The sequence below is a fragment of the Nonomuraea sp. NPDC059023 genome (genome assembly GCF_042740095.1).
In the GTDB taxonomy this organism is placed as follows: Bacteria; Actinomycetota; Actinomycetes; order Streptosporangiales; family Streptosporangiaceae; genus Nonomuraea.
In genome coordinates this window covers 167,633-194,055 of record NZ_JBHYIO010000022.1, presented here as the reverse complement: position 1 = coordinate 194,055, position 26,423 = coordinate 167,633, and the positions used below count along the sequence as shown (strand labels likewise).

27 protein-coding genes are annotated in these 26,423 nt (G+C 72.7%); 13 read left to right on the top strand and 14 right to left on the bottom strand.

The features are described 5' to 3' along the window. Positions 1-2: 2 nt before the first annotated feature. From ACFWYW_RS33480 to ACFWYW_RS33455, 6 genes are all read right to left on the bottom strand, one after another. Complete coding sequence (locus ACFWYW_RS33480) at positions 3-734, bottom strand: alpha/beta fold hydrolase (RefSeq protein WP_379627810.1); 732 nt, start codon at positions 732-734, stop codon at positions 3-5. Next, positions 731-1,360, bottom strand: coding sequence for a LysE family translocator (locus ACFWYW_RS33475; protein ID WP_379627813.1), 630 nt, complete (start codon positions 1,358-1,360; stop codon positions 731-733). The genes ACFWYW_RS33480 and ACFWYW_RS33475 overlap by 4 nt, the downstream gene beginning before the upstream one ends. A 30-nt stretch (positions 1,361-1,390) precedes the next feature. Further along, the gene (locus tag ACFWYW_RS33470; protein ID WP_379627815.1) at positions 1,391-2,365 is read right to left on the bottom strand and encodes a helix-turn-helix transcriptional regulator; all 975 of its coding nucleotides are present in this window, start codon (positions 2,363-2,365) and stop codon (positions 1,391-1,393) included. Positions 2,366-2,467: 102 nt separating this feature from the next. Next, entirely contained in the window at positions 2,468-3,229 is a 762-nt protein-coding gene (locus ACFWYW_RS33465) for a TSUP family transporter (RefSeq protein ID WP_379627818.1), read from the bottom strand. A gap of 183 nt (positions 3,230-3,412) precedes the next feature. Next, entirely contained in the window at positions 3,413-4,027 is a 615-nt protein-coding gene (locus ACFWYW_RS33460) for an ATP-dependent Clp protease proteolytic subunit (protein ID WP_379627820.1), read from the bottom strand. Positions 4,028-4,029: 2 nt separating this feature from the next. Then, complete coding sequence (locus ACFWYW_RS33455) at positions 4,030-4,590, bottom strand: ClpP family protease (protein ID WP_184968951.1); 561 nt, start codon at positions 4,588-4,590, stop codon at positions 4,030-4,032. A gap of 140 nt (positions 4,591-4,730) precedes the next feature. Between ACFWYW_RS33455 and ACFWYW_RS33450 the strand changes: the two genes are divergently transcribed. Further along, complete coding sequence (locus tag ACFWYW_RS33450) at positions 4,731-5,942, top strand: sensor histidine kinase (protein ID WP_379641153.1); 1,212 nt, start codon at positions 4,731-4,733, stop codon at positions 5,940-5,942. After that, positions 5,939-6,577: a response regulator gene (locus tag ACFWYW_RS33445; protein ID WP_379624454.1), complete on the top strand. Its 639-nt coding sequence runs from the start codon at positions 5,939-5,941 to the stop codon at positions 6,575-6,577. The genes ACFWYW_RS33450 and ACFWYW_RS33445 overlap by 4 nt, the downstream gene beginning before the upstream one ends. A 4-nt stretch (positions 6,578-6,581) precedes the next feature. Here ACFWYW_RS33445 and ACFWYW_RS33440 read toward each other — a convergent pair whose 3' ends face one another. Then, positions 6,582-7,436 carry a DUF2268 domain-containing protein gene (locus tag ACFWYW_RS33440; protein ID WP_379624456.1) on the bottom strand — a complete coding sequence of 285 codons (855 nt, stop codon included), beginning with the start codon at positions 7,434-7,436 and terminating at the stop codon, positions 6,582-6,584. Positions 7,437-7,481: 45 nt separating this feature from the next. Beyond that, on the bottom strand, positions 7,482-8,231 hold the full coding sequence (locus ACFWYW_RS33435; RefSeq protein WP_379624458.1) for a hypothetical protein: 750 nt from the start codon (positions 8,229-8,231) through the stop codon (positions 7,482-7,484). Positions 8,232-8,335: 104 nt separating this feature from the next. Between ACFWYW_RS33435 and ACFWYW_RS33430 the strand changes: the two genes are divergently transcribed. The 7 genes from ACFWYW_RS33430 to ACFWYW_RS33400 are packed head-to-tail and all read left to right on the top strand — an operon-like array spanning position 8,336 to position 14,589. Next, complete coding sequence (locus ACFWYW_RS33430; protein WP_379624460.1) at positions 8,336-9,337, top strand: AAA family ATPase; 1,002 nt, start codon at positions 8,336-8,338, stop codon at positions 9,335-9,337. Then, complete coding sequence (locus ACFWYW_RS33425) at positions 9,334-10,296, top strand: DUF58 domain-containing protein (protein WP_379624462.1); 963 nt, start codon at positions 9,334-9,336, stop codon at positions 10,294-10,296. The genes ACFWYW_RS33430 and ACFWYW_RS33425 overlap by 4 nt, the downstream gene beginning before the upstream one ends. Continuing rightward, positions 10,293-11,240: a VWA domain-containing protein gene (locus tag ACFWYW_RS33420; protein WP_379624464.1), complete on the top strand. Its 948-nt coding sequence runs from the start codon at positions 10,293-10,295 to the stop codon at positions 11,238-11,240. The genes ACFWYW_RS33425 and ACFWYW_RS33420 overlap by 4 nt, the downstream gene beginning before the upstream one ends. Positions 11,241-11,251: 11 nt before the next feature. Next, positions 11,252-11,842, top strand: coding sequence for a class I SAM-dependent methyltransferase (locus ACFWYW_RS33415; protein ID WP_379624466.1), 591 nt, complete (start codon positions 11,252-11,254; stop codon positions 11,840-11,842). Beyond that, positions 11,839-12,378, top strand: coding sequence for a TrmH family RNA methyltransferase (locus ACFWYW_RS33410; protein ID WP_379624468.1), 540 nt, complete (start codon positions 11,839-11,841; stop codon positions 12,376-12,378). Before ACFWYW_RS33415 ends, ACFWYW_RS33410 begins: the two co-directional genes overlap by 4 nt. A gap of 35 nt (positions 12,379-12,413) precedes the next feature. Continuing rightward, positions 12,414-13,214 (top strand): glycerophosphodiester phosphodiesterase, encoded by an 801-nt coding sequence (locus tag ACFWYW_RS33405; protein WP_379624470.1) that lies wholly within the window; start codon positions 12,414-12,416, stop codon positions 13,212-13,214. 7 nt (positions 13,215-13,221) lie between these two features. Further along, entirely contained in the window at positions 13,222-14,589 is a 1,368-nt protein-coding gene (locus ACFWYW_RS33400) for an MFS transporter (protein WP_379624472.1), read from the top strand. On the opposite strand, the gene ACFWYW_RS33395 is transcribed toward ACFWYW_RS33400, so the two are convergent. Continuing rightward, the gene (locus ACFWYW_RS33395) at positions 14,586-15,065 is read right to left on the bottom strand and encodes a winged helix-turn-helix transcriptional regulator (RefSeq protein ID WP_379624474.1); all 480 of its coding nucleotides are present in this window, start codon (positions 15,063-15,065) and stop codon (positions 14,586-14,588) included. The genes ACFWYW_RS33400 and ACFWYW_RS33395 overlap by 4 nt on opposite strands. A gap of 33 nt (positions 15,066-15,098) precedes the next feature. Here ACFWYW_RS33395 and ACFWYW_RS33390 point away from each other — a divergent pair, with 33 nt between their 5' ends. Continuing rightward, the gene (locus ACFWYW_RS33390; protein WP_379624476.1) at positions 15,099-15,608 is read left to right on the top strand and encodes a nuclear transport factor 2 family protein; all 510 of its coding nucleotides are present in this window, start codon (positions 15,099-15,101) and stop codon (positions 15,606-15,608) included. Here ACFWYW_RS33390 and ACFWYW_RS33385 read toward each other — a convergent pair. Further along, positions 15,595-16,941 carry an FAD-binding oxidoreductase gene (locus tag ACFWYW_RS33385; RefSeq protein WP_379624478.1) on the bottom strand — a complete coding sequence of 449 codons (1,347 nt, stop codon included), beginning with the start codon at positions 16,939-16,941 and terminating at the stop codon, positions 15,595-15,597. The two genes, ACFWYW_RS33390 and ACFWYW_RS33385, sit on opposite strands and share 14 nt — an antisense overlap. 105 nt (positions 16,942-17,046) lie before the next feature. On the opposite strand from ACFWYW_RS33385, the gene ACFWYW_RS33380 reads away from it, so the two are divergent. Beyond that, positions 17,047-20,157: a BTAD domain-containing putative transcriptional regulator gene (locus ACFWYW_RS33380; protein WP_379624480.1), complete on the top strand. Its 3,111-nt coding sequence runs from the start codon at positions 17,047-17,049 to the stop codon at positions 20,155-20,157. Positions 20,158-20,204: 47 nt separating this feature from the next. Here ACFWYW_RS33380 and ACFWYW_RS33375 read toward each other — a convergent pair whose 3' ends face one another. Then, on the bottom strand, positions 20,205-21,650 hold the full coding sequence (locus ACFWYW_RS33375; RefSeq protein WP_379624482.1) for an OmpA family protein: 1,446 nt from the start codon (positions 21,648-21,650) through the stop codon (positions 20,205-20,207). A gap of 147 nt (positions 21,651-21,797) precedes the next feature. Between ACFWYW_RS33375 and ACFWYW_RS33370 the strand changes: the two genes are divergently transcribed. Further along, on the top strand, positions 21,798-22,403 hold the full coding sequence (locus ACFWYW_RS33370) for a hypothetical protein (RefSeq protein ID WP_379624484.1): 606 nt from the start codon (positions 21,798-21,800) through the stop codon (positions 22,401-22,403). Between the two features lie 141 nt (positions 22,404-22,544). Beyond that, on the top strand, positions 22,545-22,889 hold the full coding sequence (locus ACFWYW_RS33365) for an RNA polymerase-binding protein RbpA (RefSeq protein ID WP_184968423.1): 345 nt from the start codon (positions 22,545-22,547) through the stop codon (positions 22,887-22,889). Between the two features lie 69 nt (positions 22,890-22,958). Here the strand turns inward: ACFWYW_RS33365 and ACFWYW_RS33360 are convergent, their stop codons facing one another. The 3 genes from ACFWYW_RS33360 to lnt all read right to left on the bottom strand — a co-directional run bounded on the left by ACFWYW_RS33360 (position 22,959) and on the right by lnt (position 25,931). Then, positions 22,959-23,465 carry an FxsA family protein gene (locus ACFWYW_RS33360; RefSeq protein ID WP_379624486.1) on the bottom strand — a complete coding sequence of 169 codons (507 nt, stop codon included), beginning with the start codon at positions 23,463-23,465 and terminating at the stop codon, positions 22,959-22,961. 84 nt (positions 23,466-23,549) lie between these two features. Continuing rightward, positions 23,550-24,290, bottom strand: a complete 741-nt coding sequence (locus ACFWYW_RS33355) for a polyprenol monophosphomannose synthase (protein ID WP_379624488.1) — start codon at positions 24,288-24,290, stop codon at positions 23,550-23,552. Positions 24,291-24,299: 9 nt separating this feature from the next. Then, a complete protein-coding gene (gene lnt / locus ACFWYW_RS33350) occupies positions 24,300-25,931 on the bottom strand; it encodes an apolipoprotein N-acyltransferase (protein WP_379624490.1) in 1,632 nt (543 codons plus the stop codon). Positions 25,932-26,423 lie beyond the last annotated feature (492 nt).

The window sequence follows — 26,423 nt, the reverse complement described above, 5'->3', positions numbered from 1 at the left end:
GACTAAAGGTAGTCCAGCAACAGCGTGGTGATCACCTTCGGACGTTCCAAGGACGGCAGATGACCCGCCCAGTCGAGCTCCACGAGCCGCGCGTCCGGCAGGTTCTCCGCCAGGTGGCGGGCGCTGCGCCGGAAGTGGAGCAGGTCGTGGGCGCCGCCGACGACCAGGGCGGGCACGCCGATCCCGGCGAGCGTGAAGTCCGGCTCGAACTCGTCCACGTCGCGGCCGAGCTGCAGCGAGAAGGCGTTCGCCTGCATCTCCACGACCAGGGCGCGCGCCTCGTCCGTGGCGTGGGGGCCGAGCCACGTGTCCGCGTTCAGCTCAGCGGCGCCCCTGATGTCGCCCAGCTCCAGCAGCCGGTCCTCTTCGGCGCCGAACGCCTTCATGTCCTCGGTCTCCGGTACGTCGGAGGAGCCCGGGTTGAGCAGGACCAAGCGGGTGGCGCGGCCCTGCTGGGCCAGCTGGAGGGCGATGCGGCAGCCGTAGGAGGAGGCGACGATCGCCGCGCGCCCGTGACCCTCCGCGTCCAGCACGTCCGCGACGTCCCCGCAGGTGCTGAACGGCTCCGCCGCCTCATACGGGGTACGGCCGAAGCCCCGGTAGTCAGGGCTGATGACACGGAAGCGCTCGGTCAGCTCCGCCGCCTGGGGCTCCCACATGCGGGAGTCGGCCACGCCGGAGTGCAGCAGGAGCACCGGGTCGCCGGATCCGGCGGCGCCGTACCAGATCGTCATCGTGCCTCCAGGACCAGGCGGACGCCGAGCCCGATGAGCACGACGCCGGAGATCTGCTCCAGGCGGCGGCGCACGGACGGGCGGGAGAGCACCGCCTTGGCGCGCACGACCGTCCAGATGACCAGGCCGTACCAGAGGGTGTCGACGAGCACCCAGATGACGGCGAGGGCGACGAGGGTGAGCGGCACGTTCTGGCCCTGGGGTACGAACTGCGGCAGGAACGACATGGCGAACACCGCGGCCTTGGGGTTGGCCAGGCAGGTGCCGAGGCCGGCGAGGTAGGACCGGCGCCAGCCGTCCACGGCCACGGGTTCGGCGAGCTCGGGACCGGCCGCGTCCCGGCGGCGCTTGCGGGCCTGCCACAACGACTGCGCGCCCATGTACAGCAGGACGCCGGCGCCGGCCACGCGCATCACGTCGTAGGCGAGCTGGGAGGCCAGCAGCAGCGCCGACAGGCCGAAGGCGGCGGCCAGGGCCCACAGGAAGATGCCGGTCTCGTTGCCGAGGGTGGCGGCCATGCCGGAGCCGCGGCCCGCGCGCAACGTCTGGCGCAGGATGATCGCGGTGCTCACCCCGGGGACCATCGCCACCAGGACGCACGCGCCGATGAACGCGAGAAGATACATGGCGGCCATACTCGCACGTGCCCGGACATGTCAGCCGTAGATTTTTCCCAGCTCGGCGACCGCCTCGGCCATCAGCTCGCGCAGCTCAGGGGGCCCGAGGACCTCCACGCTCGCGCCCATGCGCAGCAGCAGCCACCGGGCGTGGGTGATCGACTCGATGGGCACCGTGAGCGTGCGCCGGCCCTCGGCGTCCGGCTCGCCCGCCGCCGCCAGCGCCCCGGCCACCACGTCGTCGCCCATCGTGTACGCCAGCAGCTTCTCGATGCCGGGCGCCGTCCTGATCACCGCCTCGGCCGTGTACATGCGTTCGCGGAACTCCTGCGCGTAGGCCCGCCAGAAGCCGCCCAGCTCGAAGCCGTCAGGACGCTCGAAGGAGTGCCCGCCAGGCTCGGCGGTCAGGACGCGCGAGACCCGGTAGGTGCGCGGATCGCCGCCCCCGGCCGGAGCCGCCACCAGGTACCAGGAGCCGCCCTTCAGCACCAGCCCGTACGGATGCACGAGGCGCTCGACCACCTGCTGCCCCCAGCGCCGGTAGGTCATCCGCACCGCCCGCTGCTCCCACACCGCCTCGGCCACCACGCTCAGCAGCGGCACGTCGTCGGCCCCCCGGTACCAGCCGGGCACGTCGAGCAGGAACCGCTCACGCATGCGCGAGGCCTGCGAGCGCGGCTCGGGCGGCAGCGCCGCCAGCAGTTTGAGCTCGGCGTTGGCCACGACCTCCGACAGCCCCAGTTCCGCCGCCGGGCCGGGCAGGCCCGCCAGGAACAGCGACGAGGCCTCCTCGGCGGTCAGGCCGTTGAGCCGGGTGCGGTAGCCGTCGAGCAACTGGTAGCCGCCGGCCGGGCCGCGGTCGGCGTAGACCGGGACGCCCGCCGCCGACAGCGCGTCCACGTCGCGGTAGACGGTCCTGACCGACACCTCCAGCTCCCCGGCCAGCTCGCCGGCCGTCATCCTGCCCCGCGTCTGGAGCAGAAGGAGCAGGGAGAGCAGGCGGCTGGCGCGCATGTCAGCACCCTACGCGATAGGTTTCTTGCCGCCTCGCCGGCGGAGTCCGAGGCCTGGTCACGCGCTAGCTCGTACCGGAGCACGGCGGGTGCCGGGGCGGAGTCAGGCGAACTGCTGCCAGGCCAGGCGGGTGACCATGGCGGCCACGACGATCAGCAGCACGATCCGGACGAACGAGGCGCCGCGCTTGAGTGCCATGCGGGCGCCCAGGCGGGCGCCGGCGATGTTGCACACCGCCATGCCGAGACCAAGCGCCCACAGCACGTGCCCCTGCAGCCCGAAGACGACGAGCGCGCCCACGTTGGTCCCGATGTTGATGATCTTCGCGGTGGCGCTGGCGTTGACGAAGTCGAGGCCCAGGATGGTGGTGAACGCGATGATGAGGAAGGTGCCGGTGCCCGGCCCCATGATGCCGTCGTAGAAGGCGATGCCCACGCCGCCGACCGCGACCGCCGCGACCACCCGCGCGTTGGTGCGCAGGTGCGGCTTCGGCACCTGGCCCATCGCGGGCCGCAGCGTGACGAACGCCGCCACCCCCAGCAGCACCACCATGACCACCGGCCGCAGCACCTCGGCGCTGATCGCCACCGCGGCCGTGGCCCCGAGCCCGGAGCTCAGCACCGCCAGCGCCCCCGCCGGGATCGCCACCTGCCGGTCCAGCTTGGTGGAGCGCACGTACGTGATGGCGGCGGTGGTGGTGCCGAAGACGGACGACAGCTTGTTGGTCGCCATGGCCTGCACCGGCGCGATGCCCGCCACCATGAGCGCGGGCAGTTGCAGCAGCCCGCCCCCGCCCACGACCGCGTCCACCCATCCGGCTCCCGCGGCGGCCACGAGCAACACGACGACCTGTTCCAGCGACACGCCACTCCCCCGTCACGGCCCACACGGACCGCAAAGAGGGTACAAACCCCACCCGAACTCCCCTGCACCCGGGGTCACCCGCGCCATCGGCGGCGCGTGGGCCATCACAGGAGATCACGCCTCTCCCCGGCACCCGGGGCGGCGTAGGCGCCGATTCCTGAGTGCCGGGGAACCGGAGGGGGATCAGCGCGGGAGGAGCGTGCGCTTGCGGCCGGCGAAGACGTCGTCGATCAGGCCGTAGGTGCGGGCCTGCTCGGCGGTGAAGATGCGGTCGCGTTCGAGGTCGCGCCGGATCTCCAGCTCGTTCCTGCCGGTGTGCCGGGCCAGGATGTACTCCTGCTGGTCGCGCATGCGCAGGATCTCCCTGGCGTGGATCTCCAGGTCGCTCGACTGCCCGCGCCCGCCCTCCGTGGACGGCTGGTGCAGCAGCACCCGGGCGTGCGGCAGCGCCGCCCGCTTGCCCGGCGCCCCGGCGGCCAGCAGGACGGCGGCGGCCGAGGCGGCCTCGCCGATGCAGACGGTCTGCACCTCGGGACGCACGTACTGCATGGTGTCGTAGATGGCGGTCATGGCGGTGTGGGAGCCGCCGGGCGAGTTGATGTAGAGCTGGATGTCCTGGTCGGGGTCGATCGACTCCAGCGTCAGCAACTGGGCCATCACGTCGTTGGCGCTGGTGTCGTCGATCGGCGTGCCGAGGAAGACGATCCGGTCCTCGAACAGCTTGTTGTAAGGCGTCATCTCCTTCATGCCGTAGGAGGTGCGCTCGGTGAAGGAGGGCAGGACGTAGCGTCCGCTCATGGTCAGTTCACCCCGCTGCTGGAGATGTGGTCGACGAATCCGTACTCCAGGGCCTCCTGCGCGGTGAACCAGCGGTCGCGGTCGGAGTCCTCCCTGATGCGCTCCAGCGGCTGCCCGGTGTGGAAGGCGATGAGCTCGGCCATGCGCCGCTTCGTGTACATCAGGTTCTCGGCCTGGATCTGGATGTCGGTGGCCGACCCGCCGATGCCGCCGAGCGGCTGGTGCATGACGATCCGGGCGTTGGGCAGCGCGTAACGCTTGCCCGGCGCGCCGCCGCACAACAGCAACTGCCCCATCGAGGCGGCGAAACCCATCGCGACCGTGGCCACGTCGCAGGGCACGAACTGCATCATGTCGTACAGCGCCATGCCGGCGGAGACGGAACCGCCCGGTGAATTGATGTAAAGGGTCACGTCGCGCTTCGGGTCCTCGGCCGCGAGCAAAAGCAGCTCACCACAGAGCCGATTACAAATCTCGTCGTCGACCTCCTGGCCGAGAACGAGGATGCGCTCCTTCAGCAAACGCTGGCCCAACTGCTCCGGCCACTGCTTCGTCTCTGTCATGACCTGCCTTTCCGTCGACGTGCAATTACTTCCGACGGTAGACCCGGCGGCCTTGAATTCGGCTTTCTTTTCGCTCACGGGGGATTTCACCAAAGGCGTATTATGCCGTGCGCGAATTTCGTCGACATACAATGCACCCTGTGAGAAAGAACCTCGCCAGGCGGTGGGCCTGCCTGGTGCTCGGCGGCGCGCTGCTGATGCCGTACATGATGGCCGGGGTGCTGATGTCCGGGGTGCTCAGCGGCGGCAGGCGGGTGCCCGACCTGCTGCTCCCCGTCGAGCTGGGCGTGTTCGCGGCGGTCCTGCCCGTCGTGGCGCTGACCGGGCTGTTCCTGCCGGTGCGCGCGCTGGAGGTCAACGCCGCGCAGGGACTGCTCGGCGTGCACGTCGACACCCCGCCGCGCCAGGCCCGGCGCAGCTGGCAGGAGCGGCGCCGCACCGCCGCGTGGTTCACGCTCCACCTGGGCGTCGGCGGGATCATGAGCGGCTGCACGCTGGCGATCGTGCCGTTCACACTGTGGACGCTGCCGCTGCCCTGGCGCGGCGCCACCTGGCTCGGATACACCGTCGAGCCCGGCTGGGCCGCGCTGCCCTGGACGCTGGCCGGGCTCGCGCTGCTGGTCGCGCTCGTGTTCGCGGTCGCGGGGTCCGGGGCGCTGCTGGCCAGGCTGGCGCCCGTCCTGCTCGGCCCCACCCCGGGCGAGCGGCTGGCCGCCGTCGAGGAGCAGGCGCGCGGCCTGGCCGAACGCAACCGGCTCGCCCGCGAACTGCACGACTCCGTCGGCCACGCGCTCAGCGTCGTCACCCTCCAGGCCGCCGCCGCTGGGCGCGTCCTGGACCGCGATCCCGCCACCGCCCGCGCCGCGCTGGCCGCCATCGAGCAGTCCGCGCGCTCGGCCCTCGACGACCTCGACCACGTGCTCGGCGTCCTGCGCGAGGACCGCGGCGGGCACGGCGGCCACCGTGGCCACGGCGGCACCGAGCCGCAGGCCACGCTGGCCGACCTCGACGCGCTGGTGCGCGCCTCGGGCGCCGAGGTGCGCGCGGAGGTGGGCGACCTGAGCGGGGTGCCCGCCGTGGTGTCGCGCGAGGCGTACCGCATCGTGCAGGAAGCGCTCACCAACGCCATCAAACACGGCCATGGTCCGGTACGGCTGGCGGCAGCCGTACAGGGAGACGATCTGAAACTCGAGGTCAGCAACCCCGCGGCGGCCCGGGAGGGACGCGGCGGCGGGCGGGGCGTGACCGGGATGCGCGAGCGCGTCCGGCTCCTGCGCGGAGAGCTGGAGGCCGGGCCCGCCGAGGGCGGCTGGCAGGTCTCGGTACGGCTGCCGCTACGGTCGAGCCCATGACAGTCAGGATCGTGATCGCCGACGACGAGGACCTCATCCGCGCGGGCCTGCGCGTCATCCTCGACTCCGAGCCCGATCTCAGCGTCGTGGGCGAGGCGGCCGACGGGGCTTCGGTCGTCCCGGTGGTGCGGCGCGAGCGGCCCGACGTGGTGCTCATGGACGTGCGGATGCCCGCCGTGGACGGCATCCAGGCCACCCGGCGGCTCGTGGCGATGGAGGAGCCGCCGAAGGTGCTGGTGGTGACCACGTTCGAGAACGACGACTACGTCTACGACGCGCTGCGGGCCGGCGCCGACGGGTTCCTGCTCAAGCGGACCAGGCCGGAGGAGCTCGTGAGCGCGATCAGAACGGTGGCCAGGGGCGAGTCGCTGCTGTTTCCCGCGGCGATCCGGGCGCTGGCGGGCAGCCGTCCGCGCGTGCAAGTGCCGGGGATCGAGCGGCTGACCGGGCGCGAGGGCGACGTGCTGCGGCTGATGGCCAAGGGGCTGTCCAACGGCGAGATCGCCGCCGAGCTGGTGGTGAGCGCCGAGACGGTCAAGACGCACGTCGGCAACGTGCTGACCAAGCTCGGCGCCCGCGACCGCACCCAGGCCGTCATCGCCGCCTACGAGTCGGGGTTCGTCAGCCCGGCCTGAGGCGTCACCTGCTCGCGCGCAGGATCTCGGCGGCGGGCAGGCCCGAGCTGTCGGCGGCGCTCATGCCGGTGGCGGCCAGGTGGGCGTCGACCAGGCGCAGCCCGACCGCGTACCCGGCCATGTCGGGGATGCCGCGCGGCTCCCCGCCGAACTTGCGCACCGCGCTGTCGCCCAGCACGTACGCGGGCGTGTGCCGCATCCCCTCCAGATCGATGTCGGCCATGATCTTGCGATAGGCGTCCTCCAGCGGCTCGCCGCTCACCATCGACGACCACGGCCCCATCGCCCGCGGCCCGGACAGCTCGCGCACGAACGCCTCCGCCAGCCCCTCGGCCACGATGTGCTCGCCGACCGTGACGGTCTCCGGGTTCCACACGACGTTGTGGTAGCGGATCTGGTGGTGCATCTCGTGGACGGCGCAGTGGGCGATGCGCTCCACGTTCTCGTCCGTGGGCCAGGCAAGCAGGTAGAGCCAGCCGGGGGCGCCGCCCATGCCGTAGTAGCCGCGCGCGGTGGTCATGAGGTGTTCGTTGTCGGGGTTGCCGAGGACGAACATGACGCGTACCCGCTCGGGCTGCTTGAGGTGGGCCAGGCCCGCGCCGGCGCGCTCCAGCTCCTTCTCTATGCGGCCCTTGAGGTCGATCGAGATCAGCCGCTCGATGGCGGGCAGGTAGCGCGGGTCCTCGATGTCGGCCCGGAAGCCGCCGCCCTCGTGGTGGATGTCGACGAGGTCGCCGGGGAACGGGATGATCTCGCCGACCGGGGCGAGCATCTCGCGCAGCAGGTCCGGCCGTTCGGGCAGCGGGGCGCGCAGGATCGCGGCCATCGCGTCCAGGTTGTCGTGAACGATGATTTCCATGCCGGCGACGCTAAACCCTCCCGTTACGGGAGGGTCAAACCGGTTTCAGATGGGGTTGCCCTCGCCGGACTCGTCACCCGGCGTCGGCCCGGGGGTGCCGCTGCCGCTCTGGCTCGGCGACGGTGACGGCGTCGGCTGCTGCGGCTCCGGCGTGAGCGGCGTCGGCGGCGGCGTCGGCACCTGCACCGTCGGCGGCAGCGGGCGCGGCAGCGGCTCGCTCTCCTGCCTGCCCAGCAGCAGGACCAGCGCGATCACCACCCCGACCAGCAGCAGCGCCAGCAGAACGGCCAGCGCCAGCAGCACGCGCCGCGCGGTCTCGGTCAGCGGCCTGGCCGCGCCCGGCCGCCCCGGCAGCGCCGGAGCCCGGTCCCCCAGCCAGTACGGCACGAAGTCCGGCCCGTGCGCCTGCCCGATCAGCGTCCCGCCGACCATCACCGGCTCCAGGAAGCGCTCCGCGCCCGGCCGTCCCGGCAGGTACGGCACCGCCACCCAGGGCGCCACCCCGGCGTCCATGGCCAGCACCTGGGGCGTGCCGTCGAGCACCGCCGCCCGGCCCGTGGCCCGGCCCAGCCAGCCCCGCACCCCGGCGGGCGCCGACTCGCGCACGGCGGTGACGAACCGGTCGCGCGCCGCCGCGTCCAGCGCCGCGCCCTTCGTCAGCACGGCCAGCGACACCGCCCGCCCGTCCTGGGCCTGACCGAGATAGACGAACCCGGCGGGCAGGACGTGCAGGCGCGCCTGCACGGTGAAAGGGCCCAGCGAGGGCGGATCACCGTGCTGCAGCGGACTGGCCACCCACCCATGAAAGCACAGCCGGCCTGCCGCGCCGGCGGGAGCGGGGCCGCCCGGCCGGGGGTGCCTCCGTGCGCGTTCGCGGCGCGTTTGGTGAAATGGCACCCATGACCGTCGCTGAAGAGCTGCCCAGCGGAACCGACCCGGCCGTGCTGCGCAAAACGCTGGACGAGGTCCGGCGCGTCATCGTGGGCCAGGAGCACATGGTGGAGCGCCTGGTCGTGGCCCTGCTCGCGCGCGGCCACTGCCTGCTCGAAGGCGTGCCGGGCGTGGCCAAGACCCTGGCCGCCGCCACGCTGGCGACGGTGGTGGGGGGCACGTTCGCCCGCATCCAGTTCACCCCCGACCTGGTGCCCAGCGACATCGTCGGCACCCGCGTCTTCCACCCGTCGAGCGAGAAGTTCGACGTCGAGCTCGGCCCGGTGTTCGTCAACTTCCTGCTGGCCGACGAGATCAACCGCGCCCCCGCCAAGGTGCAGTCGGCGCTGCTGGAGGTCATGGCCGAGCGGCAGGTCACGCTGGCCGGCGTCACCAACCCGCTGCCCAAGCCGTTCATCGTGCTGGCCACGCAGAACCCGATCGAGTCCGAGGGCGTCTACCCGCTGCCCGAGGTCCAGCGCGACCGCTTCCTGTTCCGCGTACGCGTGCCGCACCCGAGCGCGCACGAGGAACTGGAGATCCTGCACCGGATGAGCGTGGCGCCGCCGGTGCCCGAGCGGATCCTGGAGCCGGACACGCTGATGGCGCTGCAGGAGCAGGCCGAGCAGGTCTCGGTGCACCAGCTCGTCGCCGACTACGTGGTGCGCCTGGTGATGACGACGCGCTCGCCCGCCGAGTACGGCCTGCCCGACCTCGCCGAGATGATCGAGATCGGCGTGAGCCCGCGGGCCACGCTGGGACTGGTGTCCGCCGGGCGGGCGCTGGCGCTGCTGCGCGGGCGCGACTACCTGCTGCCCGACGACGTGCGCGACGTGGCCGTGGACGTGATGGCGCACCGGCTGATGCTGACGTTCGACGCGCTGGCCGACGGGGTGGATCCGGAACAGGTGGTCAGGCAGATCCTGCACGCCGTACCGCCGCCTCTGGTGGTCTGGAACCAGAACCGATGAGCGAGGCGGGAGCCGTACCCCCGAAGAAACGCGGCGCCGAGCACGCGCTGCGGCGGCTGGAGCTGACCGTCACCCGGCGCCTGGACGGGCTGCTGCACGGCGCGCACCAGGGACTGCTGCCGGGGCCGGGCAGCGAGGCGGGCGACAGCCGCGTCTACGTGCCCGGCGAGGACGACGTGCGGCGCATGGACTGGGCGGTGACGGCGCGCACGACGGTCCCGCACGTGCGGGACCTGATCGCCGACCGCGAACTGGAGACGTGGGCGCTGGCGGACCTGTCGGCCAGCATGGACTTCGGCACCGCCGACACCGACAAGCGCGATCTCGTGGTGGCGGCGATCGGCGCGATCGGCTTCCTGTCCAGCCGGATGGGCGACCGGTTCGGCGCGCTGGTGCTGCACGAGGAGTTCATCCACCGGCTGCCGGCGCGCACGGGCCGCCCGGCCCTGTACGGGCTGCTGCACGCGCTGATGGACGCGCCGCGCGGCGGTCCCCGGCAGGACGCGCCGGACCTGGCCGAGGGCATCGACGTGCTGGCGGCCACGCGCAGGCGGCGCGGCATGCGGCTGGTGGTCTCCGACTTCCTCGACGCCCGGCCGTCCCTGGACCCCGACGCCGAGCGCCCCTGGGAGCGCCCGCTCCGGCGGCTGGCGGCCCGGCACGAGGTCCTGGCGGTCGAGGTGATCGACCCCCGCGAGCTCGAACTACCCGATGTCGGGCAAATCGCGTTCACTGATCCGGAGAGCGGGAAGGTACGCGACGTGCACCTTTCACCCAAGGTACGGCAGGCCTACGCCGAGGCCGCGGCGCTGCAGCGCGAGGGCACGCGGGCCGCCCTGCGCCGGGCCGGCGTCGCCCACCTGGTGCTGCGTACCGACCGCGACTGGGTGTTCGACGTCGCGCAGTTCGTGCTGCGCCGCCGCAGGATGGCGCACCTCGCCCACCGGAGGGGCGCGTGACGTTCCTGTCCCCGGCCTGGCTGTGGCTGTTCGCGCTGGTGGCGGCGCTGATCGGCGGCTACGTGGCGGCCATGTTCCTGCGCCGGCGCTACACGGTGCGCTTCACCAACCTCGCCCTGCTCAACCTCGTGGTCCCCGAGGGCCCCGGCTGGCGCCGGCACGTGGCGCCCGCGCTGTTCCTGGTGATGATGTCGCTGCTGGTCATCGGCGCCGCCCGGCCCGCCGACCAGGTACGGGTGCCGCGCGACCGGGCCACGATCATCATCGCGCTGGACGTTTCGCTGTCGATGGAGGCCGACGACGTCCAGCCCAACCGCATCAGCGCCGCCAAGGCCGCCGCCCAGGCCTTCGCCCGCGACCTGCCCGAGCGCTTCAACGTGGGCGTGGTCGCCTTCGCCCGCTCGGCCAACGTGGTCATCTCCCCCACCACCGACCACCAGGCGGTGGTGACCGCCATCGGCAACCTGACCACCCGGCCGGGCACCGCGATCGGCGAGGCCGTCTTCAACGCGCTCGACTCGATCCGCTCCTTCGACCAGCAGGCCGCCACCGACCCGCCGCCCTCGGCGATCGTGCTGCTGTCCGACGGCGACAACACCTCCGGCCGCTCGGTGCCCGAGGCGATCGAGGCCGCGACGTCCGGGCGCGTGCCCGTCTCCACCATCGCGTACGGCACGCAGGAGGGCACCGTCTCCATCGACGGCCGGGAGGTGAACGTGCCGGTCAACAAGCAGACGCTCCAGTCGTTGTCCGAGGGCACCAACGGCCGCGCCTACGCCGCCGAGTCGGGCACCGAACTGCGCGAGGTCTACGAGCAGATCGGCACCTCGCTCGGCTTCAAGCTCGTCAACCAGGAGATCAGCCAGTGGTTCATCGTGGCCGCGGTGCTGCTGGGCGCGCTGGTGGCCGGTGCCTCGGTCTGGTTCGGTGCCCGGATCCCGTAACGTTTCTGCACGTGGCCCACTACTTCTCCGAGCGGCCTGACACGAGCCACAAGCCGGGCTCGGTCAGTCTCGTGCTGCCCGATCTGCACCTGCGGCTGGAGACCGACAGCGGCGTGTTCTCCCCCGAGCGGGTCGATCTGGGGACGAAGATCCTGCTGGAGAGCGTGCCACCGCCGCCGCAGGAAGGCGACCTGCTCGACCTGGGCTGCGGCTACGGGCCGATCGCGCTGACGATGGCCACGCGGGCGCCCGAAGCGACCGTCTGGGCGGTCGACGTGAACCGGCGCTCGCTGGAGCTCACGGAGCGCAACGCCCAGGCCGCCGCCCTTTACAAAGTAAGACCGATTCATATCGACGACGTACCAGATGACGTGAAATTTCGGGCTATCTGGTCTAATCCGGCGATCCGGATCGGCAAGCCGGCACTCCACGCCATGCTCACCAGGTGGTTGTCGCGGCTGACCCCCGACGGCGTCGCCTACCTGGTCGTCCAGAAACACCTCGGCTCCGACTCCCTGCAGCGCTGGCTCGGCGAGCAGGGCTGGCAGGCCTCCCGTGAGGCTTCCAGGGCCGCGTACCGAATCCTGAAGGTGACACGATGAGAAGGCAGCTTCGCCCCACGGACGTGAAGCGGCTCAACCGCACCTGGCGGCGCGGCACCGAACACCGGATCGCGCTGATCCTCGAGTCGGTGACCGGCCCGTTCAATGTCGGCTCGATCTTCCGCAGCGCCGCCGCGTTCGGCGTCGACACCATCTGGCTGGCCGGCAACGCGACCCCGCCCACCAATCCCAAGGCGGGCAAGACCGCGCTCGGCACCGACCGCCTCGTCACCTGGCACGAGCCCATGCCCGCCGTCGACGCGGTCAAGGCGGCCCGCGAGGACGGCTACGCCGTACTGGCGATCGAGCTCACCTCCGACGCGCGGCCGATCTTCCGCGCCGACCTCGCCCGCGACGTCTGCCTGGTCGTGGGCAGCGAGGACCACGGCTGCTCGCCCGCGCTGCTCGACGCCGCCGACGGCGCCTGCTACATCCCGCAGGTCGGCCGGGTCGGCTCCTTCAACGTCGCGGTGGCCGCGGCCATGGCACTGGCCGAGACCCGCCGCCAGGAATGGGCAGACCTGCCTGATTCGTAACCCAAACGTTCACCCACGGAAGGCATACTCGACCCGTGCTCAGCCGTCGATTCCCGTTCCTCGACCATCCGGGCCCCCTGGCCTTCGCCCACCGGGGCGGGGCGCTCGAAGGACGGGAGAACACCGCTGCCGCCTTCGAGCGGGCCGTCGCTCTCGGCTACACCTACCTGGAGACCGACGCCCACGCCACCTCCGACGGCGTGCTGCTGGCCTTTCACGACCACACGCTCGACCGGGTCACCGACCGGCGCGGCCGGATCGCCGACCTGCCCTACAGCGCGGTACGCCAGGCCCGCATCGGCGGCGCGCACGAGATCCCCCTGATGGAGGACCTGCTCGGCAGCTTCCCCGAGGCCCGCTTCAACATCGACGTGAAGGAGGCCGGCGCGATCGCCCCGCTGGCCGAGGCGGTCAGGCGCACCGGCGCCCACGACCGCGTCTGCCTGACCTCCTTCTCCGACGATCGCCTCGAACGGGCCAGGGCGGCGATGGGCCGCGAGGTCTGCTCCTCCCTCGGTCCGCGCGGCGTGGCCGCCCTGCGCACCGCCGCCAGCACCTCCGGCTACGGCCGGCTGCTCACCCGCCTGGCCCGTTCCGGGGTCCCCTGCGCGCAGGTCCCGGTCGGCTTCCGCGGCCTGCGCGTGACGACCAGGGCCCTGGTGCACACCGCGCACGCCGTCGGCATGCAGGTGCACGTGTGGACCATCAACGACCCGCTCCGCATGGAACGCCTGCTCGACCTGGGCGTCGACGGCATCATGACCGACAACATCTCGGGCCTGCGCGACGTCCTCGACCGGCGCGGCCTCTGGCATCCCGGCTCCCTGGCCGCATAGGAGAAGCATGACCGTCCCCTCACCCCCCGCGGTCTTCGACGACTCCCCCGCCGCGCGCAAGCGCGAGCAGTGGGGCTGGTACTTCTACGACTGGGCCAACTCCGCCTTCCCGACGACGGTCCTGACCGTCTTCCTCGGGCCGTACCTGATCACGATCGCCGAGGCGGCCGCGAACGGCGCGCCGTACGTGGACGTGCTCGGCTTCGACGTACGGCCGGGCGCGTACTTCTCCTTCGTCGTCGGCGTCGCGGCCATCCTGCAGATCGTCTTCATGCCGGTGGCGGGCGCGCTGGCCGACCACACCGGGCGCAAGAAGGAGCTGATGGGCTTCTTCGCGATCCTGGGCGCGCTGGCCACGGTCTGCTTCTGGTTCGTCGGCGACGGCCGCTACATCCTCGGCGGCCTGCTGTTCCTGATCGCGAACGTCGGCTTCGCGTGCGCGTTCGTCATCTACAACTCCTTCCTGCCGGACATCTCCACGCCCGACGAACGGGACAAGGTCTCCGGCATGGGCTGGGGCTTCGGCTACCTCGGCGGCGGGCTGCTGCTGGCCGTGCACCTGGTGCTGTTCCTGTTCGGCGAGGACATGCTCGGCATCGACAAGGGCACCGCGGTGCGCATCGCGCTCGCCTCGGCGGGCCTGTGGTGGGGCGGCTTCACGATCATCCCGCTGCTGCGGCTGCGCAACCGGCGCGGCGCCGCCCCGCGCCGCGAGACGGCCGGCCAGGCGATCGGCGGCTCCTTCCGCCAGCTCGGCCGCACCGCGATCGGGCTGAAGGCCTACCCGCTGACGCTGGCCTTCCTCGTCGGCTACCTGCTCTACAACGACGGCGTCCAGACCGTCATCTCCTTCTCCGCGACCTTCGCCGAGAAGGAACTGGGCCTCGACACGACCGTGCAGATCGGCGCCATCCTGATGGTGCAGTTCGTGGCGTTCTTCGGCGCGCTGCTGCTGAGCTTCGTGGCCTCGCGGATCGGCGCGAAGAAGGTCGTGCTGATGGCGCTGGTGGCCTGGACGGTCGTCGTCGCGATCGCCTACTTCCTGCCCGCGGGCTCGGCCGCCGCCTTCTACGCCCTCGGCTTCGCGATCGCCATCGTCATGGGCGGCACCCAGGCGCTGTCGCGCTCCCTGTTCTCCCACGTGATCCCGAAGGGCAAGGAGGCGGAGTACTACAGCCTCTACGAGATCAGCGACAAGGGCTCGACCTTCCTCGGCTCGGCCACCCTCGGCATGGCCATCCAGTTGTCGGGCAGCTACCGGCTGGGCATCATCTCGCTGGTCGCCTTCTTCATCCTGGGCGGCGCCATCCTGGCCGCGGTCAACCTGCCCAAGGCCATCCGCGCCGCCGGCAACGACGTCCCGGACAAGCTCTAGTCCGGTTTGGCCAGCACCATCGTCCCCGGCCCCTGCGCGGCGCCGGGGCCGCCGACCATCGTGATCGTGTCCGCGCCGGCGGCGCCGCCGCAGTGCGGGCACGTCACCTCGGGCGTGAACTGCCGCCCGCAGGAGTGGATCAGCAGCGCGGGCGGCCCGCCGGGCGGCGTCGCCCACCGGTCGCCCCACGCCATCAGCGTGATGAGCGCGGGCACGATGTCGCGGCCCGCCTCGGTCAGGTGGTACTCGTGGCGGGCCGGCCGTTCCTGGTAGGCGACCTTCTCCACCACGCCGGCCGCCCGCAGGCGCTCCAGGCGTTGCGTGAGCAGGTTGCGCGAGATCCCGAGGTCCTCGCTCAGCTGGTCGAACCTGCGCAGGCCGAGGAAGAGGTCGCGCAGGATCAGCGGCGTCCACGGCTCCGCCACCACGCCGACGGCCTGGGCGATGGAGCAGTGCATGTCCCCGAACCTGTTCATGACCCCAGCATAGTCAGTTGATAAAGTGAACCCATGACAGTTCACTTTCAGGACTCACTCAACGAGGTCAGCCGGCGCTACCGCGAGGCGGGCGAGGCCAAGGACGTCGACGCCCTGATGGCCACGCTCTCCCCCACCGTCACCTTCCACTCCCCGCTGAGCGCCCGCGCGGGCTTCTCCGGGCACGCGCAGGTCCGCGAGCTGTTCACGGTGGCGCTCGGCGCGCTGCGCGAGCTGCGCTACCACACCGACGTCGGCGACGAGCGCACCCGCATGCTCGCCGCCACCGCCCGCCTCGGCAAGCACGAACTGGAGGAGGCCGCCCTGGTCAGGATCGGCGAGGACGGTCTCATCGAGGACGTCACCATGTGGATCAGGCCGCTGCCCGCGCTCACCGCCATGATGGCGGCGCTCGGTCCCGGCCTGGCCCGCGCCGCCGGCAAGCCAGCCCTGGCGGCGCTGGTCGGCGCCTCGGTCAAGCCGCTGGCGTTCATGACCGACTTCGGCGACCGCACGCTGGTGCCCCTCGTCACTCCGAAGTGACGCGTACGTGCGCGCAGTGGCGGAAGACGTCGTCCGGGTCCCAGGCCGACTTCACCCGCCGCAGCCTGCCGTAACGCTCCTCGCCCATCGCCCAGCGCACCCGGTCGTCGTCCGGGGCCTCCAGGTTCAGGTAGGTGCCGGTCACCTCGTGAGCCCGGATCGCGGCGGTCACCTTGGCCGTCCAGGCCCGGTTGGCCTCGTCGTCGGCCGGGTCCGTCCAGACCGCCATGGGGTGGATGAGGTAGCGGCCGCCCTCCCGGCCCGGGTAGGCGGAGTCGGGTCCGTTCCTGACCGCCTCCGGCATCGCCGCGACGACCAGTTGCGTCAGCGGGCTCGGGGCGGTCATCGCAGCGTCCTGCAGGTCGGCGACGAGGTCCGGCGGCAGGCCGCGGACCAGCTCGGCGCTCCACCGGTTGCGCCAGCCCGGCTGGGCGCCGCCGTCGATCATCGACTGCAGCGCCACGTAGGGCATCGGCTGGACGGCGTCGAACAGGGGCTCGGCCGCCGCGTACAGAGGCCTGATCAGCTCCTTTCCGGCGTCCGGGTCGCCCAGCCACACCGGCGCCACCGCGAGGACCGGCCGGCCCACCACGTGGCCGGGCACGAACGGCTCCGGCGGCGCCGTCATGAAGATCACCGCGCCGTTGTAGTCGGGGAACTCCTCCAGCCCGGCCAGCGCGTCCAGGACGGCCGGCGCGTCGGCCACCCGGTAGCCGATCAGCCCGCCGAGCATCAGCGGCTCCACCGGGTGCAGGCGGAAGGTGAAGGAGGTGACGACGCCGAAGTTGCCGCCGCCGCCACGCAGCGCCCACATGAGCTCCGGCTCGTCCCGCTCGGTGACGGAGACCACGCGGCCGTCTGCGGTGACCATCTCCACGCCGATCAGGTTGTCGGAGGTCAGGCCGTGCCGTCCCGACAACCAGCCGTGGCCGCCGCCGAGCGTGAGCCCGGCCACGCCGGTGTGGCTCACCCGGCCGCCGGGGACGGCCAGGCCGTGGGCCTGCGTGGCCTGGTCGACGTCGCGCCAGGTCGCGCCGCCCTGGACCACTGCGGTGCGCTCGCGGGCGTCGACGGTGACGCCGCGCAGCGCGGACAGGTCGATCACCAGGTCGCCGCCGAGCGCGAGCCCCGCCACACCGTGCCCGCCGCCGCGCACACTCACCTCCATGCCGCGGGCGCGGGCGTGGGCCAGCGCCACCACCACGTCCTCGGTGCCGCCGGCCCGCACGAGCAGCGCGGGCCGCCGGTCGATCATGCCGTTGTAGAGCCTCCTGGCGTCCTCGTAGCCCGGGTCGTCGGGGGTGAGCGCTTCTCCTCGTACGGCGAGCCGCATCGTTGTCTCCTCAGGCCGTGAAACCGATGCCGCCCAGCCTGGACGGGCGACCTTCCACCTCCGTTTCACCGGCGTCTCACCGGCGAGCCTGGGATAATCCAGCCCATGTCATCGCCCTCCGGCCTGGACGTCCTCGTGCTCGGACCGGTCGTGATCCGCGCCGGGGAGGCTCTGGTCCGCCTGGAGCGCCCGCTCGAACGCGCGCTCCTGGCCCGGCTCGCGCTGGCCGGCGGGCGCCCCGTGCCCGACGAACGGCTCGCCGCCGACCTGTGGGGCGCGGCCGAGCTCACCCGGCCCACCGAGCGGCTGCGCGTCCTGGCCTCCCGCCTGCGCACCGCCCTCACCGCGGCCCCGTCCCCGTCTCCGTCCGGTGCGCGGCTGGCGCGGGCGGCCGGCGGCTACTCCCTCGACGCCGGCCCCGCCGACCTGCGCGCCGCCCGCGAGGCGGCAGAGAGCCTGCACGCCGCCGCGCGCGCCGGTGACCACCGCTCGGCCAGGGCCGCCGCGGCCGAGGCGCTCGGGTTGTGGCGCGGCTCGTCGCTGGAGGACCTGCGGGCCGTCCCCTTCGCCGCCGCGGAGGGCGAGCGGCTGGACGCGTGGCGCTTCGACCTGCTCGTGGAGCGGCTGCGGGCCGACCTGGCACTGGGCGCCGCCACCGAGGCACGGCCCGAGCTGGAACGGCTGGCCGCCGAGCACCCCCTGCACGAGCCGGTGCACGGGCTGCTGGCCACCGCCCTCTACCGGAGCGGCCGGCAGGCGGAGGCCCTGGACCGGCTGGCCAGGCTGCGCCGCACGCTTGCGGAGGAGCTCGGCGTGGACCCGGCCCCGGAGACGGCGCGGCTGGAGATGCTCATGCTCCGCCAGGACCCCTCCCTCCTTCACGAGCAGCCCGCCCCGGCACGAGAGGCGAGGGCGGCACGCGAACCCGCCCTCGGCGGGCCGCCTGAAGAGGACGGACCGCCAGGAGAAAACGGGCGGCCGGGAGAAAACGGGCGGGCGGGTGAAAGTGGGCGGCCGGGAGAGGGCGTGCGGGCGGGTGAAGGGGCGGTGCGGCTTCCCGGGCCCGCGACCAGTTTCGTGGGCCGCGACGGCGACCTCGCCGCCCTGGTGGGCCGGTTGGCGCGGCCGGGGCTGGTGACGCTCACCGGCGGGCCGGGCAGCGGGAAGTCCCGGCTGGCGATCGAGGCGGCCAGATCGGTGGCCGGGCAAGGGCCCGAGGTGGCGGGACGGCCCGAGGTGGCGGGACAAGGGCCCGTGGTGGCGGGAGTGCGACCGGTCCCGGTGGCCGGGCAGCGGGCGGTCACGGTGGTCGAGCTCGCCCCGCTGCGAAGGCAGGACGCGATCTGGGCGGCCGTCGGCGCCGATCCCGGCGACCCGGCCGAGGCGGCCGCGCGGCTCGACGGCTCCCTGCTGGTGCTGGACAACGCCGAGCACCTGGTCGAGGCGGTGGCGGAGCTGGTGATGGCGCTGCTGGGCCGTACGACGGAGCTGACCGTGCTCGTCACCTCACAGCGGCCGCTGCTGGCCCCCGGCGAGGAGTTGCACAGGGTCGGGCCGCTCGCGCCCGCGGCGGCGGCGCGGTTGTTCCTGCAACGGTGCGCGCCCGACCAGAGCGGCGCCGAGCCCGCCGCCGTGGCCGCGATCTGCGCCGCGGTGGACCGGCTGCCGCTCGGCATCGAACTGGCCGCGGGCCTCACCCGGGCGCTGACCGCGGCGCAACTGGCCACGCGCGTGGAGGACCGGCTGCGGCTGCTGGTCGGCGGCGCGCGCGGCGCCGGCGGACGGCACACGAGCCTGCGCTCCGCCCTCGACTGGAGCCACGACCTGCTGGAGCCCCGCGAGCGCGCGGTCCTGCGCCAGGTGTCGGTCTTCAGCGGCGGCTTCACGCTGGAGGCCGCCGAGCACGTGGCCGCCGCGCGCATGCCGGTCGGCGACGTCGCCCCCGCGCTGGCCGAGCTCGCCGACCGCAGCCTGGTGACGGTGGAGACCGGCGGTGGCGAGCGCAGGTTCGGGCTGCTGGAGACCGTCAAGGACTACGCCACGGTACGGCTGGCCGCCGCCGGCGAGAGCGAGCCGGCCCGCGCCGCGCACCTGGCCTGGTGCCTGGAGTTCGTCAGGCAGGCCGGCGACCCGGACGACTTCGCCGGCGCGGAGGCGGTCGGGGCGGTGTTCGCCGAGTGGCCGAACCTGCTGGCCGCCCTGGACGGCGCCCCGGACACCGAACGCGCCGCCGACGGCCTGCGCCTGGCCCTCGAACTGCACACCCCGTGGCTCATCAGAGGCTGGTACGCCGAGGCCAGACGCCACTTCGCCGCCCTGTCCGACGCCCCGGGCAGCACCCGGGCGGAACGCGCGGCCGCCCTGTGCGACCACGGCTTCGTCACGACCATGGTCGGCCGCTTCGACGAGGCCGCGGCCCTGCTGGCCAAGGCCGCCGAACTGGCCGACGACGACACGCTGACCATGAACGTCCGCTACTACCGCGGCATCGTCGAGATCGAGCGCGGCCGGCTGAAGGACGCCCTCGCCCCGCTGCTGGAGGGCCAGGAACTGGCGGAGCGGCTGGCCAACAGGCAGCGCAGGTCCGCGTTCGCCGACGCGCTGGGCACCCTGTACCTGTACACGGGCCAGGCCGAGGCGGCGCTCGACCGCTACGTCACCGCCAACGCGCTCGACCGGGAGAGCGGCGACGAGCACGGCCTGGCCAGGGGCCTGAGCAACCAGGCCCAGGCGCTGCTGGCCATGGGCCGTACCCGCGAGGCGGTGGCCTGCGCCGACGAGTCCGGCCACTACGCGACCCGGCTCGACGACCGGCAGATTCTGCCGCTGAACGAGCTGATCAGGGGCAACGCCCGGCTCGCCGACGGCGACACGGGCGCGGCGCAGACGCATCTGCGCGCGGCGCTGGCCTACGCGGCCGAGGACGGCACCGGGGCGAGCATGGCGCACATCGACCTGGCCGACGTGCTGATCCTGCGCGGCGACCTGGACGAGGCGGGTTCGCTGCTGCGGGCGGTCTACGCCGACGCGCCGGAGGGCAGCACGCCGTGGCTGGCCGCCAGGGCGGTGTCGGCGGCGCTGACGCTCGCCTCCGGCGACCGGGCCGGCGCCGGGGACCTGGCCGAGGCGACGGCCTCCGCGTACGCCGCCTCGGGGTTCGGCTGGCCGAGATACACCGCCCGGCTGGCGGCGGTCCGCCACGAGCTGAGCCTCTAGAGGCTGTCTCAAAGGGCTGACCGCCGGTGATCCGGTCGTCCAAGGGCTCAGCCTTCGGTGATCTGGGCGTCCAGGGGCTCGCCGTACCCGCCGAGCTGGACCTTCACCGACGCGACGTTCCCGGGGGGCGCGGGCAGCAGCCCCCACAGCGTCACCTCGGCGCCGGCGGGCAGCACGTCGAGCTTGCCCGGCATGAAGCCGGAGCTGAGCGTGCCGACGAAGTCGAAGTAGGTGGGCTCGGCGAACCCGCACAGCTCGTGGCGGCTGCCGGGGCCGCTGACCGACAACTGTCCCGTGGTCAGCTCCTTGGGCGTGAAGTGGTTCTCGTACGGCAGCGGCGCGGGCTCGGAACCGGGGTTGGTCACCTTCACCGAGGCCAGCAGGTAGCCCGACAGCCGCCGCACGCCGTCGACCTCGGCCCGCAGGCCCGCGTCGGACAGTTCGCCGCCGGAGACGGGCGCCTCGGGCTCGCGCTGCCCGTCGACCTCGACCTCGACGCGCCGGTTCTTGGCCCGTCCCCGGGGGTCGTCGCTGCCGTCCGGCTTGGCGTTCGGGGCGACGGGGTCGCTCTCGCCGTGGCCCTTGGCCCGGTAGTCGAAGGAGTCGCCGAGCGAGGGCCCCAGCGCCTGGCGGACCGCCTGCGCCCGGCGCTCGGACAGCGTCTGGTTGTCGGCGTCGCCGCCCACCCCGTCGGTGTGGCCGTCGACGGTGACGGTGCCGGAGGAGGCGCCGACCCGCTCGCCGAGACCGGTGATCGCCGACCTGGCCGCCGGTGACAGCTTGGCGCTGCCGAACTCGAACAGCACGTCGCTGGGCAGCGTGAACGCCTCCTTGCCGCCCCTGCCGACCTTGCAGACCAGCGCGCCCACCTGCGCGTCGCCCCGGCCCGGCGGCACCGCGCCGTCCTCGGGACCGGCGGGGCCGATCGGCACCATCACGGGCCGCAGGCCGTTGAGCGCCACGAGCAGTTCGGTGGTCTCCTCGGGCGGCGCGGTGAACACGGCCGTCACCGGCGTGCTTGCGCCGGGCTCCACGTCCACGTCCTCGCTGATGCGCCCTTCGCCGGAATTGCCCGCCAGGCCGTAGGCGGTGCCCGTGACCGGGTCGACGAGGGCCACGAGCCGTTCGCGGGCGTCCAGGCCGAGCGTGCCGGGCGACAGTTCCTTGTCCGTGCCGTTGAACAGGTCGAACCGCAGCGCCAGCTCCTTCTCCCCGGTCCTGGACAGGCGCAGGTTCCTGCCCTCGACGGGCAGCGCGGTGGAGACGGCGGGGGCGACGATGCCGGGATCGGGCCGGCCCGGCTGGGGCTTGTTCGCGCTCGGCCGCGCCTCGTCCCGCGTGGACCGGGGCTCCTCCTCCGCCGGGGCGGAGGGCTCCCCCGCGGAGGAGGAGGGCTCGTCCCGGCCGGCGGCGGGGGGCGGGAGCGCGCCACAGGCGGACAGTCCGATGACGAGGGCCACGCCGCAGGCCAGGCGCCGGGTGTGAGGGGTCATGCCGAAAGCGTGCCGGGGGCGCGTTCCACGGACATCTCACCGGCGTCTCACGCGAAACGCCCTTCCGAGAGCGGTGCTCTTGACACTGGCGCTCTCTTTCGAGAGCATTGCTCTCACAACAGAGCGATGTACTTCAAGGAGACTCCGATGCCCGCCCCCCGTCTCACCTCCGCCGCCTTCGCGGCCACCGGCCTGATGTTCCTGCTCTATCCGGTTCTGCGCCCCTCGGGCGACGACGCGGCCGCCATGGCCTCGGCGAACTGGGTCATCGGGCACCTCGCGGCCATGCTCGGGTTCATCCTGATCGGCCTCGCCGTACTCGGGCTCCACCAGGTCCTCGGCGACCGGCTCTCACTGCGCGCCGCGGTCGTGACCTGGATCGGCGCCGGGCTGACCCTGCCCTACTACGGCGCGGAGGACTTCGGGCTCAACGTCATCGCCGAACGATCCCTGCGCGACGGCGCGCCCGCGCTGATGGAACTGGCGCAGGACTTCCGTTACGGGACGGTGGAGGTCACGATGTTCGCCGGCGGCCTGCTGCTGCTCGGCGCCGGCGCGGTCATGGCCGCGGTCGCCGTCTGGCGCACCGGCGTGCTGAGCAAGTGGAGCGCGGTGCCGCTGGCGGCCGGGTTCGCCCTGTTCATCCCGCAGTTCTTCGCGCCGGTCTACGCCCTGCGCATCGCCCACGGGGTGCTCATCGCGCTGGGCGCGCTGTGGCTGGCCGGGGAAATGTGGCGCTCGCGAACCGCGTGAAACAAGAACTTCCTCCCACTCCTGGCGGCCTGAGCGGTTGGATCACGCTCCGGGTGGGAATCCCATCACGGTACCAAGCGTTAGACACCGTGGGAGACAGACCCCCCATCTTAGTGGGGGCCCTGTAGGAGGCATTTAGACATGGGCGAGCGCGCACTTCGTGGCACCCGGCTCGGGGCAACCAGCTACGAGAACGACCGTAACACGGATCTGGCCCCGCGCCAGGAGGTGTCCTACACCTGTCCGAAGGGCCATCGCTTCGAGGTTCCGCTTGCCGCTGAAGCCGAGATCCCCGCCACCTGGGAGTGCCGCATGTGCGGCGTGACCGCGGTGCGCGTGGACGGCGAGCAGCCGGAGTCGAAGAAGGCGAAGCCACCGAGGACGCACTGGGACATGCTCCTGGAGCGGAGGTCCATCGAGGACCTGGAAGAGGTGCTCAACGAGAGGCTGGCCGTCCTACGCGCCCAGCGTCGCAAGAGCGCCTGACACATTCTCACGGTGAAGCCCCCGGGCCCTGACGGGTCCGGGGGCTTTGGCTTGTCCGCGACCGGCCGCTCAGCCGCCGTCGCGCTCCTCCCTGATGACCTCGCCGTGCACGACCTTGCCGCCGCCGCCCGACGGGTCGGCCGAGGGGTCCTGGTCCGCGCGCTGGAAGGGCACACCCAGGTTCGCGTACGGCGAAGCCGCCGCCATCGCCTTGACCCGGCGGGCGAAGAACCACGACCCCAGGCGGCGCATCATCGGCCGCGTGAACGGCAGCACGCACAGGAACCCCGCGATGTCGGTCAGGAACCCCGGCGTCAGCAGCAGGGCCCCGCCGACGAGGATGAGCCCGCCGTCGGCCAGCTCCTTGTCCGGCATCCGGCCCGACTGCAGCGACTCGTTGATGCTGCGCCAGGCCCGGCGCCCCTCGCGGCGCACGATCCACGCGCCGAACAGGCTGTCGGCGATCAGCAGCGCCACCGTGGTCCAGCCGCCGATCACGGAGCCGACCTGGATGAGCACCCAGATCTCCAGCACGGGCACGACCAGGAAGGCCAGGAAAAGCAGGAGCCGGACCATCGATTTCCTCATTCGGGCAGGCGGACGCCGTTTACTGACGGTACAACGTCCGGGCCGCCCCGGACGTTCCGCGCGAGGGCGGTGTCAGCGGCGGCGGCGCAGGCGTGCGGGCAGCCCGGTGACGCCCCAGAGGCTCACCCGCCACAGCGCCTCGGTGATGACCTTGCCGCTCATCTTGCTGACCCCGTTGACCCGCTCCACGAACGTGATCGGCACCTCGCGGGCGCGCAGCCCGCTGCGCACGGTGCGCAGGGTGAGGTCGACCTGGAAGCAGTAGCCCTGCGACTCCACGCCCGACACGCCGATCTTCTCCAGCGTGGCGGCGCGGTAGGCGCGAAAGCCCGCCGTGGCGTCGCGGATCGGCAGGCCCAGGATGAGGCGCACGTAGACGTTGGCGCCCCGGGACAGGAACTCGCGGTGCGCCGGCCAGTTGACGACCTTGCCGCCGGGCACCCAGCGCGAGCCGATCGCCAGGTCGGCGCCCTCGGCCAGCGCCTCCAGCAGCTTGGGCAGCTCTTCGGGCTGGTGGGAGCCGTCGGCGTCCATCTCGACGAGCACGTCGTAGCCCTCGCTCATGCCCCAGCGGAACGCGGCGATGTAGGCGGCGCCGAGCCCCTGCTTGCCCGGCCGGTGCAGGACGTGGACGTGGTCGTCCTCGGCGGCCAGTTCGTCGGCGAGGTCGCCGGTGCCGTCGGGGCTGTTGTCGTCGACGATCATGAGGTGCGCGTCGGGCACGGCGGCCCGGATCCGTCCGGCGATCAGCGGCAGGTTGTCACGCTCGTTGTACGTGGGTACGACGATGAGCACCCGGCCAAGCGTCTCCATGGTCAGTCGTTACCTCATCCGATCGTCTCGGCGCCTGCCGCGCCACGCGGCGACGCCTACGGCCCCCACACCCATCACCATCAGTGCCCATTCGGGCGCCGCGCCCACCGTGGTGGCGAGCGTGGCCCGGGTCCTTACGGGCACCTTGACCACGTTCATGTCGGCGACCCCCTCGCGGGTCTGCCAGGAGACCTTACCCTCCGGCGTGACGAAGGCGGAGATCCCTGTGGTCGCGGCGGTCACCACGGCTCGATTGTGCTCCACCGCGCGCAGCTTGGACATGGCCAGTTGTTGCGGGGGAAGATTGGACAGTGCGTAGGTGGCGTTGTTCGTCTGCACGGCCAGCGGCGTGCCACCGGCCCTGACGGTCTCGCGGACGGTCGCGTCGAAGGCCACCTCGTAGCAGTTGACGGCGCCGATGGTGACCGGGCCCATCCGCAGGTCGCCCGGCCTGGTGCCCGCCACCGACTGCCGCCCGACGAGCCTGGCCCGCTCGAACAGCGCCAGGAAGACCTCCTTGAACGGCGTGTACTCACCGAACGGGACGAGCTGCCGCTTGTCGTAGTAGGCGCCGGGCCCCTTGACCGGGTCCCAGACGAGGCTGCGGGTGGCGCGCTGCGCGTCGCCGATCGAGACGACCGCGCCGACCAGCGTGGGCACCCCGACGTCCTTGACCGACTCGTCGATGACCGAGCGGGCGAAGTCGCTGCGGTAGGGGTCGATGTCGGTGGAGTTCTCGGGGAGGATGACGATGTCCGGCTTGAGGACCTTGCCCTCGCGCGCGGCCTGGGCCAGGCGCTTGGTCTCGTTGGCGTGGTTCTGCAGGACGATGGCGGGTTCCTCGCCGAAGGCGTACATGCCCTTGCCGGGCACGTTGCCCTGGACGATGCCGATGTTGACCGACCGGCCCTCGTCGCCGGGCCGCGGGATCGCGAGCGCCGCCAGCGGTACGGCCAGCGCGAGCGCCAGCGGCGCCACCGCCAGGCGCCCGTCACGCGGCTCTGGGGCGCCGGTGGCCCGGCGTAGCGCCGGAAGGTAGCGGACGGCCGCGTAGGCGATCAGCGAGCCGCACAGCGCCACGACGAAGGTCACCAGCGGCACGCCGCCGAGCGCGGCGTACGGGGTGAACGGCGACTCGCCCTGGCTGAAGGCGACCCTGGCCCAGGGGAAGCCGCCCACCGGGAAGGTCGAGCGGCACCACTCCATGCCCACCCACAGCGCCGCCGGCCACAGCGGCCACCAGGGCAGGCGCAGGGTGAGCCGGGTCAGGAAGGCCCAGGCGGCGTAGAAGAGGCTTTCGACGGCGACCAGCGCGATCCAGGCGTCGACGCCGATCGGGCTGACCCACCACAGGGTCGGCAGCAGGAAGACCACGCCCGCCAGGTAGCCGAGCCAGGCGGCGCGGCGGGGGCGGCAGCCGTACACGGAGATGACCAGGAGCGCCAGGCCGATCGGCGCGCTCCACCACCAGTCGAGCGGCGGGAAGGCGAGGAAGAGCGCGAGCCCGCCGGCGACGGCGGCGGCCACGCGGGCGAGCAGGCGCGCGGGCGGTTCCTTCGGCCACTTCACCGATGGCGGGGCGGGCGCGGCGGGGCCGGGGAGGGGTGAGGGCGGTGGGGCCGCCGCTTTCTCCTGCACCACGCCGGTCTCCTCGCGATCGCTGCAAGCCGTCGCGCAAACGGTACCGCCTGGCCGGGGCGATTGGCTCCGCGCCTGGCCAGGAGTGCCGCACCTGGCAGGGTGACCTCGCGGGCCGTCGGCCGCGAGATCACCCGGCGCTTTGTGGTGATCCACTGGCACGGGAGCGGGAAGAGGGCCCGGAAACCCTTCGGACCGGACCCGTCTCGTCGGCGGCGAGCGCGGAATTCCGTTGTCTACTGGGCTACCGGGCCCGTCCCGGGTCCAACCCCCCGCCCGGTTGGGGTGCCCCGACTCGACGGACCGACGGCCCTGCACCTGGCTGTGTGGACGGAGTCGCGCGCAATATGTCACGCTCCGTCACGGACGCAGGATCCGACGATGTCAGAGACGGCCAACCGGCCAAGTCCCGTGCTGGACTGCGCAGCAAACTACCGACTCCAACTCAGATGTCAACCGTGTCCCGATCAGCGGAAACATCAAGTTTTCGCAGGT

What these genes read in the sequence shown, in the direction of transcription:
- ACFWYW_RS33480 (WP_379627810.1), bottom strand. Translation starts at nt 734, where the DNA reads ATGACGATCTGGTACGGCGCCGCCGGATCCGGCGACCCGGTGCTCCTG.
- ACFWYW_RS33475 (WP_379627813.1), bottom strand. Translation starts at nt 1,360, where the DNA reads ATGTATCTTCTCGCGTTCATCGGCGCGTGCGTCCTGGTGGCGATGGTC.
- ACFWYW_RS33470 (WP_379627815.1), bottom strand. Translation starts at nt 2,365, where the DNA reads ATGCGCGCCAGCCGCCTGCTCTCCCTGCTCCTTCTGCTCCAGACGCGG.
- ACFWYW_RS33460 (WP_379627820.1), bottom strand. Translation starts at nt 4,027, where the DNA reads ATGAGCGGACGCTACGTCCTGCCCTCCTTCACCGAGCGCACCTCCTAC.
- ACFWYW_RS33455 (WP_184968951.1), bottom strand. Translation starts at nt 4,590, where the DNA reads ATGACAGAGACGAAGCAGTGGCCGGAGCAGTTGGGCCAGCGTTTGCTG.
- ACFWYW_RS33445 (WP_379624454.1), top strand. Translation starts at nt 5,939, where the DNA reads ATGACAGTCAGGATCGTGATCGCCGACGACGAGGACCTCATCCGCGCG.
- ACFWYW_RS33440 (WP_379624456.1), bottom strand. Translation starts at nt 7,436, where the DNA reads ATGGAAATCATCGTTCACGACAACCTGGACGCGATGGCCGCGATCCTG.
- ACFWYW_RS33430 (WP_379624460.1), top strand. Translation starts at nt 8,336, where the DNA reads ATGACCGTCGCTGAAGAGCTGCCCAGCGGAACCGACCCGGCCGTGCTG.
- ACFWYW_RS33425 (WP_379624462.1), top strand. Translation starts at nt 9,334, where the DNA reads ATGAGCGAGGCGGGAGCCGTACCCCCGAAGAAACGCGGCGCCGAGCAC.
- ACFWYW_RS33410 (WP_379624468.1), top strand. Translation starts at nt 11,839, where the DNA reads ATGAGAAGGCAGCTTCGCCCCACGGACGTGAAGCGGCTCAACCGCACC.
- ACFWYW_RS33400 (WP_379624472.1), top strand. Translation starts at nt 13,222, where the DNA reads ATGACCGTCCCCTCACCCCCCGCGGTCTTCGACGACTCCCCCGCCGCG.
- ACFWYW_RS33395 (WP_379624474.1), bottom strand. Translation starts at nt 15,065, where the DNA reads ATGAACAGGTTCGGGGACATGCACTGCTCCATCGCCCAGGCCGTCGGC.
- ACFWYW_RS33390 (WP_379624476.1), top strand. Translation starts at nt 15,099, where the DNA reads ATGACAGTTCACTTTCAGGACTCACTCAACGAGGTCAGCCGGCGCTAC.
- ACFWYW_RS33385 (WP_379624478.1), bottom strand. Translation starts at nt 16,941, where the DNA reads ATGCGGCTCGCCGTACGAGGAGAAGCGCTCACCCCCGACGACCCGGGC.
- ACFWYW_RS33380 (WP_379624480.1), top strand. Translation starts at nt 17,047, where the DNA reads ATGTCATCGCCCTCCGGCCTGGACGTCCTCGTGCTCGGACCGGTCGTG.
- ACFWYW_RS33375 (WP_379624482.1), bottom strand. Translation starts at nt 21,650, where the DNA reads ATGACCCCTCACACCCGGCGCCTGGCCTGCGGCGTGGCCCTCGTCATC.
- ACFWYW_RS33370 (WP_379624484.1), top strand. Translation starts at nt 21,798, where the DNA reads ATGCCCGCCCCCCGTCTCACCTCCGCCGCCTTCGCGGCCACCGGCCTG.
- ACFWYW_RS33365 (WP_184968423.1), top strand. Translation starts at nt 22,545, where the DNA reads ATGGGCGAGCGCGCACTTCGTGGCACCCGGCTCGGGGCAACCAGCTAC.
- ACFWYW_RS33360 (WP_379624486.1), bottom strand. Translation starts at nt 23,465, where the DNA reads ATGGTCCGGCTCCTGCTTTTCCTGGCCTTCCTGGTCGTGCCCGTGCTG.
- ACFWYW_RS33355 (WP_379624488.1), bottom strand. Translation starts at nt 24,290, where the DNA reads ATGGAGACGCTTGGCCGGGTGCTCATCGTCGTACCCACGTACAACGAG.